The 16333-nt window shown below is 35.1% G+C and carries 14 protein-coding genes; 11 read left to right on the top strand and 3 right to left on the bottom strand.

Going from position 1 to position 16333, the window contains the following annotated elements; translation table 11 throughout:
* Window positions 1-5 precede the first annotated feature (5 nt).
* The 9 genes from LSO06_RS00475 (at window position 6) to LSO06_RS00435 (ending at window position 11227) form a co-directional block, all read left to right on the top strand.
* Window positions 6-1766, top strand: coding sequence for a V-type ATP synthase subunit A (locus tag LSO06_RS00475; protein ID WP_231760142.1), 1761 nt, complete (start codon window positions 6-8; stop codon window positions 1764-1766).
* Window positions 1747-3057 (top strand): V-type ATP synthase subunit B, encoded by a 1311-nt coding sequence (locus LSO06_RS00470; protein ID WP_231760141.1) that lies wholly within the window; start codon window positions 1747-1749, stop codon window positions 3055-3057. Before LSO06_RS00475 ends, LSO06_RS00470 begins: the two co-directional genes overlap by 20 nt.
* Entirely contained in the window at window positions 3050-3646 is a 597-nt protein-coding gene (locus LSO06_RS00465; RefSeq protein WP_231760140.1) for a V-type ATP synthase subunit D, read from the top strand. The genes LSO06_RS00470 and LSO06_RS00465 overlap by 8 nt, the downstream gene beginning before the upstream one ends.
* An 11-nt stretch (window positions 3647-3657) precedes the next feature.
* Window positions 3658-5484 (top strand): V-type ATP synthase subunit I, encoded by a 1827-nt coding sequence (locus LSO06_RS00460; RefSeq protein ID WP_231760139.1) that lies wholly within the window; start codon window positions 3658-3660, stop codon window positions 5482-5484.
* Window positions 5485-5494: 10 nt separating this feature from the next.
* Window positions 5495-5926, top strand: coding sequence for a V-type ATP synthase subunit K (locus tag LSO06_RS00455; protein WP_231760138.1), 432 nt, complete (start codon window positions 5495-5497; stop codon window positions 5924-5926).
* A 30-nt stretch (window positions 5927-5956) separates the two neighbouring features.
* Window positions 5957-6958, top strand: coding sequence for a hypothetical protein (locus tag LSO06_RS00450; RefSeq protein ID WP_231760137.1), 1002 nt, complete (start codon window positions 5957-5959; stop codon window positions 6956-6958).
* A 39-nt stretch (window positions 6959-6997) separates the two neighbouring features.
* A complete protein-coding gene (gene lepA / locus LSO06_RS00445) occupies window positions 6998-8797 on the top strand; it encodes a translation elongation factor 4 (RefSeq protein WP_231760843.1) in 1800 nt (599 codons plus the stop codon).
* A gap of 287 nt (window positions 8798-9084) precedes the next feature.
* On the top strand, window positions 9085-10083 hold the full coding sequence (locus tag LSO06_RS00440) for a DUF5655 domain-containing protein (protein WP_231760136.1): 999 nt from the start codon (window positions 9085-9087) through the stop codon (window positions 10081-10083).
* Window positions 10084-10276: 193 nt separating this feature from the next.
* Window positions 10277-11227, top strand: a complete 951-nt coding sequence (locus LSO06_RS00435; RefSeq protein ID WP_231760135.1) for an L-lactate dehydrogenase — start codon at window positions 10277-10279, stop codon at window positions 11225-11227.
* Between the two features lie 13 nt (window positions 11228-11240).
* On the opposite strand, the gene LSO06_RS00430 is transcribed toward LSO06_RS00435, so the two are convergent.
* The 3 genes from LSO06_RS00430 to LSO06_RS00420 are packed head-to-tail and all read right to left on the bottom strand — an operon-like array spanning window position 11241 to window position 14530.
* Window positions 11241-12782 carry a YifB family Mg chelatase-like AAA ATPase gene (locus LSO06_RS00430; RefSeq protein ID WP_231760134.1) on the bottom strand — a complete coding sequence of 514 codons (1542 nt, stop codon included), beginning with the start codon at window positions 12780-12782 and terminating at the stop codon, window positions 11241-11243.
* Window positions 12783-12804: 22 nt separating this feature from the next.
* Entirely contained in the window at window positions 12805-13206 is a 402-nt protein-coding gene (locus tag LSO06_RS00425) for an iron-sulfur cluster assembly scaffold protein (RefSeq protein ID WP_231760133.1), read from the bottom strand.
* Between the two features lie 55 nt (window positions 13207-13261).
* On the bottom strand, window positions 13262-14530 hold the full coding sequence (locus tag LSO06_RS00420) for a cysteine desulfurase (protein WP_231760132.1): 1269 nt from the start codon (window positions 14528-14530) through the stop codon (window positions 13262-13264).
* Window positions 14531-14714: 184 nt separating this feature from the next.
* On the opposite strand from LSO06_RS00420, the gene LSO06_RS00415 reads away from it, so the two are divergent.
* Together LSO06_RS00415 and LSO06_RS00410 are read left to right on the top strand one after the other, a co-directional pair.
* Window positions 14715-15032, top strand: coding sequence for a hypothetical protein (locus tag LSO06_RS00415; RefSeq protein ID WP_231760131.1), 318 nt, complete (start codon window positions 14715-14717; stop codon window positions 15030-15032).
* On the top strand, window positions 15025-16314 hold the full coding sequence (locus LSO06_RS00410) for a hypothetical protein (RefSeq protein WP_231760130.1): 1290 nt from the start codon (window positions 15025-15027) through the stop codon (window positions 16312-16314). Before LSO06_RS00415 ends, LSO06_RS00410 begins: the two co-directional genes overlap by 8 nt.
* The last annotated feature ends 19 nt before the right edge of the window (window positions 16315-16333 follow it).

The following is a 16333-nucleotide window of genomic DNA, read 5'->3' as shown; positions in this document are numbered from 1 at the left end:
TTTTAATGGAAACTAGAGGAAAAGTAGTAGGGGTAATTGGGAATTTGGTTACTATTGAAGTTGTTGGCACGGTTGCCATGAATGAGGTTATTTTTGTTAAGAGTGCTGGAAAGAGGTTGAAAGCTGAGGTAATTCGTGTTAGGGATGGGGAAGTTGATGCTCAGGTGTTTGAAATGACTAGGGGAATTTCTGTTGGGGATGATATTGAGTTTACAGATAAGCTCTTAACGGTTGAGCTTGGGCCTGGGCTTTTAACACAGGTGTATGATGGGCTTCAGAATCCTTTGCCGGAGCTTGCAGCGCAGTGTGGATTTTTTTTAGAAAGAGGCTTGTATTTAAGAGCTCTTGATAAGAAAAAGAAATGGAATTTTAAGGTGACTGCGAGAGTAGGAGACGCTGTTACTGCGGGAGATTATCTTGGATTTGTTGTTGAAGGTACGATTAATCATCAGGTAATGGTTCCATTTGATAGAAGGGATTTTTATACTCTTGTGGAAATTGTTGATGAGGGCAATTACACCGTAGACGACAAAATAGCGGTTATTGAGAATGATGCTGGGGATAGGCATATTGTAACTATGTCATTTCACTGGCCCGTTAAAATTCCTATTGCGAACTATAGGGAGAGGATTATGCCTAGTGAACCCATGGTGACTCAAACAAGGATAATAGATACTTTTTTTCCGGTTGCAAAGGGAGGCACGTTTTGTATTCCTGGGCCTTTTGGTGCTGGCAAGACAGTGCTTCAGCAGGTCACAAGCCGTAATGCTGATGTTGATATTGTAATTATTGCTGCTTGTGGAGAAAGAGCAGGTGAGGTCGTGGAGACTCTTAAGGAGTTTCCTGAGCTTACGGATCCAAGGACGGGTAAGTCGTTGATGGAGAGAACATGTATTATTTGTAATACATCCTCTATGCCAGTTGCTGCTCGAGAGGCCTCGGTTTATACAGCTATTACTATTGGTGAGTATTATAGACAGATGGGGCTTGATGTTCTTTTGCTGGCAGACTCAACTTCAAGATGGGCTCAGGCTATGAGAGAAATGTCTGGTCGTCTTGAGGAAATTCCGGGGGATGAGGCTTTCCCTGCTTATCTTGAGTCTGTTATTGCATCTTTTTATGAGAGAGCGGGTATCGTTGTTTTAAGAGATGGCGGTGTTGGTTCTGTGACTGTGGGTGGATCTGTGAGCCCTGCTGGGGGTAATTTTGAAGAACCGGTGACTCAGGCGACTTTAAAGGTTGTGGGGGCATTTCATGGGCTTACGAGAGAGAGATCGGATGCTAGAAAATTTCCGGCTATTAGTCCTCTTGAATCTTGGAGTAGATATGGGGGAGTTGTTGATGCGGAGAGGACGGAGTATGCAAAGTCTTTTTTAATTAAGGGTAATGAGGTGAATCAAATGATGAAGGTTGTTGGTGAGGAAGGAATAAGTAATGATGACTTTTTGGTTTATTTGAAAGCAGAGCTTTTGGATGCATGCTATTTACAGCAAAATTCTTTTGATAGTGTTGATGCAGCGGTAAGTCCTGAGCGTCAGAATTATATGTTTAATATAATTTATAATGTTTTAAAGTCAGATTTTAAATTTGAGAGTAAGTTGGAAGCAAGAAATTTTATTAATGAGTTAAGGCAAAATATTTTAGATATGAATCTTATACCCTTTAAAGAAGAAAAGTTTAATAGATTGGAATTTGCTTTAACAGATTTAATCAATTCTAGGAAATTAAATTTTAGGGGTGTTAAGGATGAAAAGGGTATACAGTAAGATAGAATCTATTGTAGGGAATGTGATAACTGTTACGGCATGTGATGTTAGGTATGGAGAACTTGCTATTGTAAAGACAAAGGATATGAGTTCTTTAGCTGAGGTTATTAAATTGGATAGGGATAAGGTTTCTCTTCAGGTCTACAATGGGACAAGAGGTATCTCAACTTCAGATCAAATTAAGTTTCTAGGGCATCCGATGCGGGTTGCATTTTCTGAGAACTTGCTTGGCAGGGTTTTTGATGGAGCTGGAAATCCAAAAGATGGAGGACCTAGCCTTGAGGACAATTTGATTGAAATTGGAGGGCCTTCTGCTAATCCGGCGAAGCGGATTATTCCGAGGAATATGATACGAACTGGACTTCCGATGATAGATGTATTTAATACTCTTGTTGAGTCACAAAAGCTGCCAATATTTTCTGTATCTGGGGAGCCTTATAATGAACTGCTTTTAAGGATAGCTCTTCAGGCTGAAGTTGATTTGATTGTTCTTGGAGGGATGGGACTTAAGAATGATGACTATTTGACTTTCAAGGATTCTCTTGAGAAGGGAGGGGCTTTGGGTAGAACGATATTCTTTGTTCATATGGCTAATGATTCTGTTGTTGAGTCTTTAACTGTTCCTGATATTTCTCTTGCTGTTGCTGAGAAATTTGCCCTTCAGGGGAAAAAGGTTTTAGTGTTGCTGACCGATATGACTAATTTTGCTGATGCCATGAAAGAAATTGCTATTACTATGGAGCAAGTTCCTTCTAATAGGGGTTATCCTGGTGATTTATATTCACAGCTTGCGTCTAGATACGAGAAGGCCATTGATTTTGAAGGGGCGGGCTCTATTACTGTACTTGCGGTTACTACTATGCCTGGCGATGATGTTACTCACCCGGTACCTGATAATACGGGATATATTACCGAGGGGCAGTATTATTTAAGAGGGGGAAGAATTGAGCCTTTTGGATCTCTTTCAAGACTTAAGCAGATGGTTAATGGTAAGACTAGAGACGATCATAGGGTAATTATGGATTCAATGATTAAACTTTATGCATCTTCAAGGGAATCTATAGAAAAAAAGGCCATGGGATTTAATATGACAGAGTGGGATGAAAAGTTACTTAAGTACAGTGGGATGTTTGAAAGCAAATTGATGGATTTGTCTGTTAATATTCCTCTAGAAGAAGCCTTGAATTTAGGGTGGGAGATACTTTCCAGTTGTTTTGAGCCGAGGGAAACCGGAATTAGGACAGAGCTTGTAGAAAAGTATTGGCCTAGAAAAGAGGCAGGGCATGGCTAAAGTCAGGTTAACCAAAAATGAGCTTAAGAAGCAAAAAGATGGACTTAAGATGTTTAATAGGTACTTGCCTACGTTGCAGCTTAAGAAACAACAGCTTCATTTGGAGATTAGGAAGATTGAGAGTATTAAGCGAGAGCGTGAGCTTGAAAAGGATGTAATAAGGGAGAGTATTGGTTCTTGGGTTTCTTTGTTTGGGGAAGAGTTTCCTTTCAAGGATTGGATTCAGATTAAGAGAGTAGTTAGAGGATATACAAATATCGCAGGCATTTCTATTCCTGTTTTTGATTCTGTTGAGTATTTAGACATTAGACATGATCTTTTATTGACTCCTTATTGGGTAGATAGAGGAATAGAAGTTATTAAGAGTGTAATTCAGATAGAAGCGGAGCTTGAGGTTTTAAGCGAGCAGGTTAGGTTGCTGGAGGCAGAGCTTAATACTACTTCTCAGAGAGTAAATTTATTTGAGAAGGTCATGATACCTGCCACTAAAATTAACATAAAGAAGATTAATGTGTATCTTGGAGATCAGCAAACAGCAGCTGTTGTAAGAGGGAAGATGGCTAAGGATAGCTTGATTAGCAGGGGATAGGGATTGAATTTATGATTGTAAAAATGAAGAAAGTTTTACTTTTGACTTTGTTAAAATATAAAAGAGAGGCTGTTGAGGCTTTAAGAGAAGTGGGAGTTGTTCATGTTGATTTTTACAACAAGGTCTCAAGGTCCTTAGAAGAGGTTGTTGAAACTAGAAGAATTTTTATTCAGGCTTTATCCTTGCTTGAAGATGATTGCGAGGTAAAAACTTTAAAATCTTCGAGTGAGAATTTTTTAGATGTTGCAAAAGATGTAGTTAATTTGGGCGCTGAGATTAAAGATCTTAAAGATACAAGACATGAGTTGTTGCATAAGAGGAATATGGTGTCTCCTTGGGGATATTTCTCCCTTGATTTGGTAAATGAATTGAGGGAGAGGGATGTTTATGTACAATTTTTCAAGGCTCATATTAGTGAATATAGAAAATTATTATCGTCTTCTGAGTATAAGGTTGCCCTTATTAATAATGTTAAAGGGACGGCTTATTTTATAGCTGTTAATGATTCTATGCAAACAATAGAGACGGCTGAAGAGTATAGGTTTGAGTTTGATCTTGCCTTGGCTGAGAATAAATTAAGGATTGTTGATGAGATTTTGGAGCGGAAATTAACTCAGTTAGCACTTTTAAATAAATATAGAGATGTTTTGGGAAATGAGGTAGGAGAATGCAATCAGATTATTGAGTTTGAGCAGGTTTTAGCTGACATGAGTGTGGAGTGTCGTGATTTTGTGTATATTACGGGATTTATTCCAGAAGGTAAACAGGATGAGCTTAAGAGGGTAGCTGGGGGCAGATTTGCTGTGCAATTTGCAGATCCAGATGGGGATATTGTGCCGACTTATGTTAAAAGAAGGGGTCTAGCTAGACTTGCTAAGCCTATTTTTGATGTGCTAGATACAATTCCCGGATATAAAGAGCGTGATGTTAGTTTTATTTTTATGTTATTTTTCTTTGTGTTTTTTGGAATGATAGTTGGTGATGCGGCTTATGGGGTACTATTTTTGGTAGTAGGGGTTGTGTTGAGTGTGCGTAATTTTATAAAGAAGAAGCCTTTAACGTCCGTGCATGCTTTAATATTTTATCTGAGTATATCAGCGATTATATATGGATCGATGACTGGTACTTGGTTTGGGAGTGGTCCTTTTGTGCTTGAGGTATTTCCTTTTTTAAGGTCTCTTCAACTCGAATATTTAACAGGCAGCAATAGTATGCAAAATATTATGTTTATATGTTTTACAATAGGTCTTTTGCAAATATCTGTAGCCCATGTATGGAATTTTATCCGACAAATAAAAGAAAGGCCCTATATACATTCAATTTCTCAAATTGGTTGGCTCGTTGGTATTGCTGGTCTTTATTATTTGGTTCTCAATTTAATACTTGGTGAGGATCGATTTCCCATGAGGGGTGGTGTTTTAAACATGATATATATTGGGGTTGCTCTTGTCTTTATTTTTCAGAGGCAAGATGGTTCAAACTTTTTTATATGTGTGTTGAGGAGTTTTGGGGGGGTAATAGAACAATTTTTGACTACGGTAGCAGGATTTGCAGACATAATATCTTACATTAGGCTTTTTGCTGTTGGGCTTGCAGGACTTGCAATTTCTGATAGTTTTAATAGTATGTCGGCATCTTTATTAAAATCGTCTAATATTGGTCTTATAACAGGTGGCATTGTCGTAATACTGTTTGGACATATTTTAAATATAGTTTTATCTTTACTGTCTGTTGTTGTTCATGGAGTAAGACTTAATATGCTTGAATTTTCAAACCATTTGGGTCAAGAATGGAATGGATATTCTTATAAGCCCTTTAGAAAAATAAAAAATAAATAAGGAGATAAATATGGATATAGGTTTAATAGGAGTAAATTCGGCTTTAACAATATCTGCAATAGGGTCAGCTTTGGGTATGGGGGCTGCGGGCAGTGCTGCTATTGGAGCATGGAAGAGATGCTATGTGCAGGGGAAACCAGCTCCGTTTTTGTTAATTGTTTTTGTTTCAGCGCCTTTGACTCAGATAATATATGGGTATATATTGATGAATACTTTATCGGGTATAATGATGCAAGTAAATCCTTGGTTATTATTTGGAGCGGGTTTTGGGGGAGGACTTGCCATTTCTATTTCTGCTTTTGCACAGGGGAGAGCGGCTGCTGGGGCTTGTGACGCATTTGCTGAGACTGGAAGGGGGTTTGCGACAAATCTTTTGGTTTTAGGATTAATTGAGTCTGTTGCCCTTTTTGTAATGGTGTTCTTAATGATATTTAAATTTTGAGAAGTTAAATGTTAAGTTTCCTCGTAATTTATGAGAAGATTTAGTATATTTGTAGGTATGGTGAGGAGTTTTTTACCCTTCTTGGGTCTCAGCTTGATCTTGAATTTAAGTGCTTCGGTAGGTGGGGAGTTGCCGTATTGGATTTTGCTTGAGAGAGGGAGACAGCTTATCTACTCCAAGGAAAAATTCATTAAATCTAATCTTACTGTTGCTATTAGTTATTTGCAAGAGGCTTTGCTTAGAAAGGGAATTTATCCCGAGGCTAATTATTATTTATCAATAGTTTATGGAAGGACTGGTAATATTGTCCTTGAAAAATTGCATCTTCGGAAAGCTTTGGAAGACAAAGATTATTTATTGGATCAATCTTTTGAGAAAAAGATACTTTTTTCTTTGGCCACATTGGCTGAGTTTGAAAATAATTATGTAGACATGATTGATTACTTAAATGAAGTCTTAGATAGGTTTTCAAACGAGGATGATTACTATAAATATCATTATGTTATGCACAAGCGCGAAAGCGCGTCGAGTGGTAAATTTAGCATGGGGTTTTATCTGGATTCTTACTTAAAGAATATAAGAGGAACTTCTGGGCTTGATTTTACTTTTAATCTTTATAGATTCAAGAATTATAATGTTATCGATATTCATCAGTTATTGTCTAAAGTATACTTAAAGATAGGTGCTTATGAGCTTTCAATTACCCACGGGCTTATTGCTGCTGTTGGTATTTTGACTATGATGGATGAGTATGTTAGCTATCACGAGCCTCTTTACAAGTTTAAAAATTTGAGGTCTTTTGTTCACAAAATAAATGAGTATAAGGACATTAGAGCTAGCTTTGAATCTGCCAATTTTTGGGAAGTAATATATAGAGTTGCGTATGCCACTTATATGTATGATAATCACAAGAACAAATTTAGGGCCATAGATACGTGGAAATTAATTGTTGATCTTGCTCCTAAATCTTCGCCTTATGTATTAAAATCAAAGAATCAGATCAAAACTTTTTTAGTCAATAAAAGTGTGTAGTTGTTTTGTTTCTGAGGACGTTAGTTTAGGGAGTTTGGGATTAGTTCTTATAAGAAAAATTTTTGCATTATTGCTCATATCGACCATGGTAAGTCAACCTTGGCGGATAGATTTATACAAAAGGCCAAAATAGTCTCAGATCGAGATTTTAAAAGTCAAATGCTTGATAGCATGGATATTGAAAGAGAGAGAGGTATTACTATTAAGAGTCAAGCTGTTACTATCGAGTATGATAGCAGTGATGGCAATACCTATGAGCTTAATTTTGTAGATACACCGGGACATGTCGATTTTTCTTATGAGGTCTCAAGGGCAATTTCATCTTGTGAGGGGGCAATTTTACTTATTGATGCTAGCCAAGGAATAGAAGCTCAAACTGTTTCTAACTTTTATATGGCGTTTGAACATGATCTTGAAATTATTCCTGTCATTAATAAAATAGATTTACCGAGTGCAAATGTTGATTTTGTAAAAGAACAAATAAAGCGCGATTTGGGGCTAGATTCAAGTATTGCTGTATCAATATCTGCAAAGAATGGTGTGGGAATTGATGAGTTACTTGAATCTATTTGTAGGTACGTTCCATCGCCTGAGGGTAGTGTTAGCAATGCATTAAAGGCTTTAATTTTTGATTCACATTACGATTCTTATCGCGGTGTTATTGTTCATTTTAGAATTTTTGAAGGTCGAATCAAGACGGGCGACAAGATTAAATTTATGCATGCAGATAGGGATTATTTAGTTGAAGAGATTGGAGTCTTTAAAATACTGCTTGAAAGAAGAGATTTTTTGGAAGCTGGTGATGTTGGTTATTTCATTGCGGGAATAAAAAATATATCAGATGTTAAGATTGGGGATACTGTAACTCTTTTCGATGAGCCTGCAAATTTTCCTCTTGAGGGGTTTAAGGAAGTTAAGCCTGTTGTATTTTCTTCTGTTTATCCAGTTGATGCTAATCAGTATGATGACCTTTTAAAGGCTATGGACAGGCTTAAGCTTAATGATGCATCACTCACCTTTGAAAAGGATGCTTCAGCTGCCCTTGGCCATGGGTTTAAATGTGGATTTTTGGGGTTATTGCATTTAGAGGTAATTCAGGAAAGGATTGAGCGTGAGTTTGATCTTAATGTAATCTTAACTTCTCCTTCGGTTCGTTATAGAATTGTTCCCAAAAAAGGAGATCCTTATTTTATTGAGAGTCCAGAGCAATTTCTTGGAAATGAGCATATTGAATATGCTCTTGAACCTTATATTAGGTCTAATATTATTGTTCCTACCGAATTTTTGGGTAATGTTATGAGTATTTGTTTACTTAAGAGGGGAGTACAAGAAAACTTGATTTATCTTGATACAAAACGAGTCGAGGTCATTTACAAGATGCCTCTTGCGGAAATACTTTTTGATTTTTACGATAAAATTAAATCCGTAAGTCGTGGTTATGCGTCTTTTGACTATGAACTGTTAGGTTATGAGGCAACGGATTTAGTTAAATTGGATATTTTGGTTAATGGGGATAGAGTCGATGCGTTATCTCAATTAGTTTTCAGGAATAATGCAAGAGCAAAGGCTACAAGTATTTGTAAGAAATTAAAGGAAGAGATTTCAAGACAACAGTTTAAAATAGCGATTCAGGGGGCCATTGGGTCGAGTATTATTGCACGTGAGACAGTTTCACCTGTTAGAAAAGATGTTACTGCTAAATGTTATGGCGGGGACATTACTCGCAAGAGAAAACTTTTGGAAAAGCAAAAGGAAGGGAAGAAGAGAATGAAGATGATAGGAAATGTTGAGATACCACAGAGTGCTTTTCTTTCTGTGCTTAAGTCAGATGATAAGTAGAGATAATTTAAGAAATTTTGATGTAAGAGTAATGAGATCATTTGCAAGGGAAATAAAAGAGGATTTATTTCTCAATATTTGAAATCTATTAGATTTATAAATAGAAAATAAAAAGCCATCGTTGTTGGATGTTAAATTGTAGGAAGTGTTTAGTGAGGATCCTTTTCAAATTGTTAGTTACGAAGTAAAAAGGGACTGAATTTGGTAATTTTAAGGGGAGGTTTTGTTCATGATGTTAGGTCCTGATCCATGGATTTATTTATTGATTATGTATATAATTTACGGATATGAAAGAATTAACGCATACAGTTAAACTTTTTAAGCTTTTTTCTGAAAATAAAGTGGTGGAGTTAAATAATCTACATATTAAAGCTGAAAAAGATATACAAAAAGTATTTGAGTCTAATTTAGAGGCTTTTTTCAAAGTGAAGTTAGTGGCGACTGAATTTAAGATAGGAGATAAAAGAATAGATACACTTGGAATTATGGTGACAAATAGTTGTGTTGTTCCTGTGATATTTGAATATAAAAAAGATGCGAGTCCTATGCATGTTTTGCAGGCTGTTGGGTATGATGAGGTATTGAAAGACAGAAAGCGTGATTTTTTGTACGTGATGTCGGAGACATTTAGACAAAGTTCTGAGAGATACAATAATGTAGATTTTGATTTAACTAAAATTGTTTGTGTCGCCAGAAAATTTGAGGTAGCAGCTAGAAATCAGGCCAAAAGAGATCCTTCGGAAATTATTCTTGTAGAATATGACATGTATGAAGATAATTTAATAACATTAAAATTAACTACTTATCCAGCAGCTGGTGTTAGCGATAGTAAAGTTTTTGGGAATAAAAAAAATAAGGTTGTGACTCAAGCGGAAATGGTGCGTGATGTAGTTCCTCAAAAAAATGACAATAATTTTTTATTAACAGAGAATCTGAGGAAATTGTCAATGTCAAGTGTTGAATTACAGAATCTAAATAGAATGTTGGAGAGTTTTATTTTTACTTTGGGTAATGTTGAAAAATACGATACTAAGCATTATACAGGATTTAGGGTTGCTGGGGGTAAACTTTTTGCAGATTTGGTATTTAAGCCTATGAGGGATGTAATAATAATTACTGTTACACTTCCTTTGGAAAAGGTGCTTATAGAGGAGGGTTTTACTCGTGATATTAGTGGTATTGGTCATCATGGCATTGGAAATATCGAAATTGTTTGCAATGGATCTAAATTTGAAGATGTTAAAAGACTTATAAAATTAAGTTATGATAACGTCAATTTTAATTAGAGATTTATTAAGATTATTTAATTTTTTTGTTATCTAGATTGTCTATTTTTATAGTTTTGCCTTTGAGTTGCGCTTAATGCATTTTTGGTGGGTTATTGGGCATGTGGTTCTTGTTAAAAATATTGGAAAAGTATTTCGAAATGTTATAAGATTATCTTATTGGTATTAAATAATTCTATATGGAGATTTGTGTATGCTTAAGTGTAATAAGGTGGTTCTTGTTGGGGCTGGGGGTGTCGGTTCGAGTTTTGCTTATGCTTTAACAATAGATAATTCGCTTGTCCATGAGCTTGTCATTATTGATGTGGCGCAAGATAAGGCTAAGGGTGAGGTTATGGATTTAAACCATGGACAGATGTTTTTGGGGAAGAATATTAAGATAAACTTTGGAACCTATCAAGATTGTTCTGATGCTGATATTGTTGTAATTACTGCAGGTCTTAACCAAAAGGTGGGCGAGACAAGGCTGGACTTGGTAAGTAAGAATACTAAAATATTTAAAGAAATTGTAACAAGCATTGTTTCAAGTGGTTTTAGTGGTATTTTCGTGGTTGCAAGTAATCCTGTTGATATTATGACTTATGTTACGATGAAGTATTCTGGGTTTCCAGTGCATAGGGTTATTGGAACAGGAACGACACTTGATACTTCAAGGCTTAGATATTTTTTAGCGGAGCGTTTTGGTGTAAATACTCAGAATGTGCATTCGTATGTTATGGGTGAGCATGGGGACAGTTCTTTTGTTACTTGGGATGAAACAAAAATAGCTATGAAGCCTTTATCTGAATACATTAGTGAGGGGAAAATAGGGGAAGAAGAGCTTGATGAGATTCATAGTCGGGTTGTGAATGCTGCTTATGAGGTAATTAAACTTAAGGGTGCTACTTATTATGCTATTGGACTTGGAATTAAAAATATTGTAAATGCGATAATCAGTGATCAAAATCTTATTCTGCCTATATCTTCATACATTAATGGTCAATACGGTGGGGTTGGGCGCGGTATTTATGTTGGAGCACCTTCTGTGATAAGTAAAGGTGGTGTAAGGGAGACTCTTGATTTTGATATAAGTGATAGAGAAATTGAAAAGCTTAAGGCTTCTGCCAATCAGCTTAAAAGTTATATTGATAAAATAGAATTTTAAAGCCCAGTGGGCTTTAAAATTCTATAAGCTGTTCACCGCTTTTTCTGTGTTCAATGGCTTCTAGCAGTGATTCTCTTGAGATGTGCTCTTCTTCCCTTAAGTCGGAAATGGTTCTTGCAATTTTTAGCATTGAATGGGTAGCTCTTGATGATATGTTAAGTTTATTTAAAATGTAGATCAGTTCGTCTTGTAGTATTTTATCTAATTCACAGTATAGGGTGATTTGTTCCGGTTTAAGGTCGGAGTTTTTGTGTGTGCTTTCAGTATTTTCATATCTTTTGCTTTGTATATTTCTTGCCTTTAGTATTCTTTTTCTTATCTCACTTGAGCTTTCCCTTTCTTCCTGGAATAATTTTTCGTTGTCTACTGGTTTGGTCGGTACTCTGATGTCAATTCTATCAAGCATTGCTGCTCCGAGTTTTTTCCAGTAGTTTGAAACTTCTTGTTGGGAACAGAAACACTCTATATCTCTTTTACCAAGATTACCACAGGGACAAGGGTTTGTGGCAATGACTAACTGAAAATTCGCAGGATACTTAAAGGATCTTGAGCTTGCCCTTACAATTGAGATTGTTTTATCTTCAATGGGCTCGCGCAGTGATTGTAAGATTGATTTTTGAAACTCTAACGCTTCATCTAGGAATAGAATTCCATTGTGTGCTAGCGATACTTCGCCAGGCAATGCATTAGATCCCCCTCCAATTATACCTTCTTTGCTTGCAGTATGGTGGGGTTGTCTAAATGGTCTTTCTTTTATTATTTTTGTATCTATTAGTTTGCCGGCTACTGACCAAATTCTGTTTGTTTCAATCAACTCTTTATTTGTAAGTGGCGGTAAAATTGACTTTATGCATTTGATGCTCAGAGTTTTTCCACTACCAGGTGGACCAAAGAGCATTAGATTGTGCCCGCCTGCAACTGCTATTTCAAGTGCCCTTTTTATTCTATGCTGTCCTTTTATGTTGTTAAAATCATATTCAAATTTTTCTTTGGGTATCTCTGTTATACCTTTCATTGTAGAATCAATTGTTTGTTTTCTTGGAAATGTGTTATTGTTTAGGTGCTCCACTATCTCCAGCGTTTCTTTTAAGGTTTTAACTCCCCAAATGTTTAGATTATCCAATAGAAGACCTTCCTCTATGTTATCAAAAGGTATTATGATGCACTTAATCCCTCTCTCCTTTGCAAGTGAGATCGCAGGTAATACTCCCCTAATTGCCCTTATTTTACCGTCTAATTGTAGCTCTCCTAACATTAAAATTTCTAAACCGTTGTTTTTGTTTTCATTTATGGCGATAATGCTTGTTGCAATTGACAGGTCAATAGCTGTTCCAATTTTTTTTATACCTGCTGGTGCAAGATTGATTAATATCCTGTCTTTTGGAAAACCAAATTCTGAATTTTTAATGGCTGCTTTTATTCTTTCTCTTGATTCTTTAATTTCACTTCCAGCAAGTCCAACAATATCAATTCCCGGCATTCCTTTTCTAATATCTACTTCAATCTCAATTAGCTCACCATCATATCCTATGGGTGAGTGGGAGTATATTTTCATGTAAATTCTCCTTTATTTTAAGTTATTTAATTGTGCTTAGGCTTTCATTTAGGGCTCGATAAGGTAGCATGAAGCAATCTTGTCTATTTGTATGTATGAAATTTGTAAAATTTCTAAGACTTGCGTCAATTTCTTCTAAATTTTCAAAATTTTTATCAATCGCTTTTGTTATGATTTCTAGTATTTTTTCCTTTGGTTTGTTATTGCATATTCTAGTTAATGTATAAGCGCTTGCAAGAAGAATGATGCATCCAGACGCACTGTATCTCAGTCCTATCTTACCATTCTTCATATTTATTTGAAAAGCTATTTGATCGCCGCATTTGGATTGATATCCCAAATCTTGATTCTTATCCATTTTAAATGTGTATTTACTTATTCTGCTAAGTCTTATTAGTTCTTTTTTTACTTTCTCTGATAGCATAGCTCAATTTTAAGGGGTTTAGTTAATTAAATCAATGGTGATTCTTGGAAAGCATTTAGCTAAATTCCTTTATTGTTCTTTTCAGAGAAAGTATAAAAGTATCAATTTCTTCTTTTGTGTTATAAAAATAGAGGCTCAGCCGTAAGAGATGATTTTTTTTTATGTTTTCTGAGAGGAATGCAAGGTAGGAACAAATTCTCCCAGCTCGGATTGCAATTCCCATTGTATCAAGATATGTTTCAATGTCATGTGAGTGGATATCTTTTATTGTAAATGATATTATTGCTTTTCGTTTAATATTTTGATTTAGGAGAAATTCAACTTCATCGATTTCTCCTAATTTTTCAACGCAGTATTTAATGAGCTCCTCGTCATGATCTTTAATAAATTTCATTGAAATACTATTAATGTATTCTATTGCTTTGCCAAGACCAATTATGCCTGCAATATTAGGTGTTCCTGATTCGAATTTATTTGGTGGATGAAGAGGCTTAAAGGAAATATCTTCATTTTCTATAAAAACATCTTCTATGGTATTGCCGCCTATTTTGGAGCTATTGAGTTTATTTATAATTTTATTGGATATATATAGTACTCCTACTCCTGTTGGAGCAAGCATTTTGTGTCCTGAAAATACTAAAAAGTCACAGTTTATTTTACGCACATCTATTTCTGTATGGGGTGCCATTTGAGCCGCATCCACAAAAAAGATAATTTTATTTTCCCTAGCAATTTTTCCAATCTCTTCTAGATCTTGAGTAGTACCCAGCATATTGCTTATACCCGATATAGCAATAATTTTAGTTTTATCTGTAATTAGGCCTTTTATTTGCAAGGGTAGAATAAGGCCCATTTCGTTGAATCTTGCAAGCTTGATTTTTAGATTTAGATATTTAGTAATATTAACCCAAGGGAGCAAATTACTGTTGTGCTCAAGAGTTGTTACAATAATTTCATCATCTTCTTTTAAAATTTTTGAAAAAAGTAATGAATTTGCCACTGTATTTATTCCATCTGTTGTCCCAGAATTAAATATTATATTTTCACTAGATTCTGCATTAATAAATTTTTTTACAAGTTTTCTTGTCTCTTCTATTTTTAGGCTGGATTGAATTGCAAGTGCATGACCACTTCTATGCACATTTGCATTGTAATTTTCATAGAATTCAACCTCAGATAAAATTACATTTTGTGGTTTTTGAGAAGTGGCAGCGTTATCGAAATAGATAATTTGCTTATCATTTACAGTTTTATTTAAAATGGGAAAATCTTTCCTCAGAATTTTAGCTTTTTTGTTTGTATCGCCTATTTGATTAAGTTTCATCTTTAAAAAGCTTCCTTGCTCACTCATTCTAAAATGAAAGGCTTTGTTTTAAAGATTATAACACTATTTATTATTTTATTTTTATAATGAGAATCATTTTGCAATTGGTATTTTACTTTTAAGGCGGGGGTGGACTTCAGCTTTTATATTTTGAGTATATCTTTATGTTATAATTCGTGTTGTTATGAAAGAAATGATTTATAAGTTTGAGAAGGCTGAGGATTATAAGTTAGTACCTGTTAATAATATTTATGGGAATGTAACTAATACTGGAGAGATTTTTTGTGATCTTGTTTTTGAATCCACAGAAATACCTGAGGAGATTGTGTTTACTAAGACTAAAGAAGGAGCGTTGGAAGAAATATCTGGAGGGCCGAAGGGCTCTAAGGAAAGGGTGATTTTAATAAATTCTTTCGTTGGAATTTCTATTACAAAAGATACCGCTAAGAATATTGCTTATTGGCTTTTAAAGAAGGTTGATGAGTTAGAGGATAATGAGTAAGACTTCTGAAGAACGAATTAAGATTTATTTATCTAGGTTAAGTAAGTATAGGAGTAGGGTATTAAGAGAAAAGAGTATGAGAGATATTATTTTACGGGCGGATTTGTCTGATAATGATATTGAAAATATTAGAGTACATTTTTCTAGGGGATATGATAGAGCACAAAGATTAGAACAGGGGGGGCAATTGAATTCTGCTTTAAAAGAACTCGAGGATATATACTTGTATGCCTTTCATAATAAGAACATGTTTACTTCGTTTTTAAATCTTTATGAGAAAGTTGTGAGAAAATTGAATAATGGAAACGGAAACAACAGATTAGTACATGTAGGATTACAAGCCAGGGAATTTGGAATAGCGGGGGGAGTTGACTTAAGCTCTTATGATGAGAATATAAAATTTAAACATATAATACTAGTATTATTGTTGGGTCTTGTATTAATAGGTATTGTCTCTTTTTTCACGTATACAATGGCACATTCTTTTATTGGTGGGGAGGAGAATTTTGGCAGAGAACAGGAAGAAGTACCGGAGACCGTCATAAAACAGGGATTGCCTTCCATTACAAGGGCGTCTGATTTAGTCGTTGAATCTGCTAGTCTTGCCTCAGACCCTTATGCTTTATACCATGTTGAAGTTGAGGGGGCCAAGGTATTAGTTTTTGAAGATGCGCATTCTTATCAGTTGAAAGCAGGGGTTATTTCGAATAAAGAACCTATTAAAAAAATTTCTTATGGTGTTACTGTTTATGATGATTTGAATAAACCCATGTTGAGTAAAGTTTTTGAAAGGATAAGTGATTTGCCTAATAGATGGGGCAGAGGGGTGTACGTTCCACTTGATTTTGTATGTAACATTTCTAGAGAGATTAAAGGGCACCCCAAAAGGATAGTTCTTGATATTTTTTTGGTTGAATTTTTTAGTGGAATTGACAATATTTCTGGTTTTAATTTAAACACAGATTCTTCAATTTTAAGTTTTAAATATCTTGGAAGTTATTTCAAACAATCTTTTGGAATTTATGAGGCAAATTCTTTAATAGAGGTGTTTAATAACTTAAAAGATGATATTAAAAGTTTGGAAGTTGAGATTGCTTATCTTAATAAGGGAGGTTTGACTATTAGATCTTTGCGACGAAGATTAATTTCTGAATCAAATTCTTCTCTTAAGAAACATACCAGGCAAAATTTTGTATTAAAGACTATTTTCCCAGCAGAGATCTATCCTAATATTAAAGAAGAGTTATCTTCCATTAAGATTGTTAATGTGTATTCAAGTTAATTTTTAGTCGTAAGTAAAA

This window comes from Borrelia sp. RT5S (genome assembly GCF_021165755.1).
Lineage (GTDB): Bacteria > Spirochaetota > Spirochaetia > Borreliales > Borreliaceae > Borrelia.
This window is presented reverse-complemented; position numbering and strand designations above follow the sequence as displayed.

Excerpts from the sequence above, each read along its gene's own strand:
- LSO06_RS00475 (WP_231760142.1), top strand. The coding sequence starts at position 6 with ATGGAAACTAGAGGAAAAGTAGTAGGGGTAATTGGGAATTTGGTTACT.
- LSO06_RS00470 (WP_231760141.1), top strand. The coding sequence starts at position 1,747 with ATGAAAAGGGTATACAGTAAGATAGAATCTATTGTAGGGAATGTGATA.
- LSO06_RS00465 (WP_231760140.1), top strand. The coding sequence starts at position 3,050 with ATGGCTAAAGTCAGGTTAACCAAAAATGAGCTTAAGAAGCAAAAAGAT.
- LSO06_RS00460 (WP_231760139.1), top strand. The coding sequence starts at position 3,658 with ATGATTGTAAAAATGAAGAAAGTTTTACTTTTGACTTTGTTAAAATAT.
- LSO06_RS00455 (WP_231760138.1), top strand. The coding sequence starts at position 5,495 with ATGGATATAGGTTTAATAGGAGTAAATTCGGCTTTAACAATATCTGCA.
- LSO06_RS00450 (WP_231760137.1), top strand. The coding sequence starts at position 5,957 with ATGAGAAGATTTAGTATATTTGTAGGTATGGTGAGGAGTTTTTTACCC.
- LSO06_RS00440 (WP_231760136.1), top strand. The coding sequence starts at position 9,085 with ATGAAAGAATTAACGCATACAGTTAAACTTTTTAAGCTTTTTTCTGAA.
- LSO06_RS00435 (WP_231760135.1), top strand. The coding sequence starts at position 10,277 with ATGCTTAAGTGTAATAAGGTGGTTCTTGTTGGGGCTGGGGGTGTCGGT.
- LSO06_RS00430 (WP_231760134.1), bottom strand. The coding sequence starts at position 12,782 with ATGAAAATATACTCCCACTCACCCATAGGATATGATGGTGAGCTAATT.
- LSO06_RS00425 (WP_231760133.1), bottom strand. The coding sequence starts at position 13,206 with ATGCTATCAGAGAAAGTAAAAAAAGAACTAATAAGACTTAGCAGAATA.
- LSO06_RS00420 (WP_231760132.1), bottom strand. The coding sequence starts at position 14,530 with ATGAAACTTAATCAAATAGGCGATACAAACAAAAAAGCTAAAATTCTG.
- LSO06_RS00415 (WP_231760131.1), top strand. The coding sequence starts at position 14,715 with ATGAAAGAAATGATTTATAAGTTTGAGAAGGCTGAGGATTATAAGTTA.
- LSO06_RS00410 (WP_231760130.1), top strand. The coding sequence starts at position 15,025 with ATGAGTAAGACTTCTGAAGAACGAATTAAGATTTATTTATCTAGGTTA.